The following is a 1,623-nucleotide window of genomic DNA, read 5'->3' as shown; positions in this document are numbered from 1 at the left end:
TGAAGGCCGCCTCAACTCAGCTCACAAGTCCCTTGGTCAGTTCCAATGCCTGGCGCTCGAACAGGCGGCGGTAGATGCCGCCTTTCAGCCGGATCAGTTCATTATGCGAGCCTTCCTCGACGATGTTGCCGCGATCGAAGACCAGCAGCCGGTCCAGCGCCCTCACCGTCGAAAGCCGGTGCGCGATGACCAGCGTCGTGCGGCCGACCATCAGCCGCTCCATCGCCTGCTGGATCAGCACCTCCGACTCCGAATCGAGGCTCGATGTCGCCTCGTCGAGGATCAGGATGCGCGCATCGGCAAGGAAGGCGCGCGCGATCGCCACGCGCTGACGTTCGCCGCCCGACAGCTTCACGCCGCGTTCCCCGACCAGCGTGCCATAGCCCTTCGGCAGGCTGGTGATGAAGTCATGCGCACTCGCCAACTTCGCGGCATGCTCGATCTCCTCCTGCGTCGCACTCGGCCTGGCATAGGCGATGTTTTCGGCCAGCGACCGGTGGAACAGGATCGGCTCCTGCTGAACGATGGCGATCTGCCCGCGCAGCGAGGCTTGCGCCACCTGCGAGATGTCCTGGCCGTCGACCAGGATTTTCCCCGCATTCACATCATAGAGCCGCTGGATAAGCTTGACGAAGGTCGTCTTGCCCGATCCCGAATGGCCGACCAGCCCGACGCGCTCACCCGGCGCGATATCGACCGAAAAGTCGCGGTAAAGCGCCGATCGGTGATGGCCATAGTGAAAGGTCACGTTGTCAAAGCTGATCCGTCCTTCGGTGATCCGGATCGGCTTGGCGCCGGGCCGGTCCTCGATGCCGAGCGGTTCGGACTGGAAATCGACCAGCTCTTCCATATCGTTGATGGAGCGCTGCAGATTGCGGATATGCGTGCCGATATCCCTGAGATAGCCCTGCAGCACGAAGAGCGAGGTCAGCACGAAGGCAACGTCGCCGGCGCTCGCCTGCCCCCACGACCACAGCATCAGCGCCAGGCCGATCACCGCGGCGCGCATGACCAGCAGCAGCACCCCTTGCGTGGTGCCGTTGATGGTGCCGCGCACCCAGGTGCGCCGTGTGCGCGCACGCCATTTGGCGACGACCTTGGCCAGTCGGCGTTCTTCGCGCTCCTCGGCGCCAAAGCCCTTGACCACGGCGTTGCAGCTGACCGCGTCGGCCAGCGAGCCGCCGAGGCGGGTATCCCACGTGTTGGCGAGCCTTGCCGCCGGCGCGACATAGCCAAGCGACAGCAGCGCCGTCACCGTGATGAACAGCACCGAACCGGCAGCAACGACCGCCCCCATCAACGGCCAGAACCAGCCAAGCAGCAATGTCGAGCCGACCAGCATGACGATTGACGGCAGCAGCGCGATGAGGATGGTGTCGTTGAGCAGGTCGAGCGCCCACATGCCGCGCGTCACCTTGCGCACGGTCGAGCCGGCAAAGCTGTTGGCATGCCAGTCGGTGGAAAAGCGCTGGACGCGATGGAAAGCATCGGCGGCGATGTCGGCCATCATCTTCAAAGTCAGCTCGACGATCCCCATGAACGCCAGGTTGCGCAACACGGCGCCGGCCAGCGCGAGCGCCATCAACATCGAGAACGCCGTCATCGCGGCATTCCAGGCAATCG

At 64.5% G+C, this 1,623-nt stretch carries 1 protein-coding gene; it reads right to left on the bottom strand.

The window, feature by feature from the left end; all coding sequences use genetic code 11:
- Positions 1-16: 16 nt before the first annotated feature.
- Positions 17-1,623, bottom strand: a 1,607-nt coding sequence (locus EN906_RS33425) for an ABC transporter ATP-binding protein (protein ID WP_164777577.1), incomplete at its 5' end; no start/stop codon positions are given.

This window comes from Mesorhizobium sp. M7A.F.Ca.CA.004.06.1.1 (assembly GCF_003999135.1).
In the GTDB taxonomy this organism is placed as follows: domain Bacteria; phylum Pseudomonadota; class Alphaproteobacteria; order Rhizobiales; family Rhizobiaceae; genus Mesorhizobium.
Note: the sequence above shows the minus strand (reverse complement) of the source record. Positions and strands in the feature narration are given on the sequence as shown.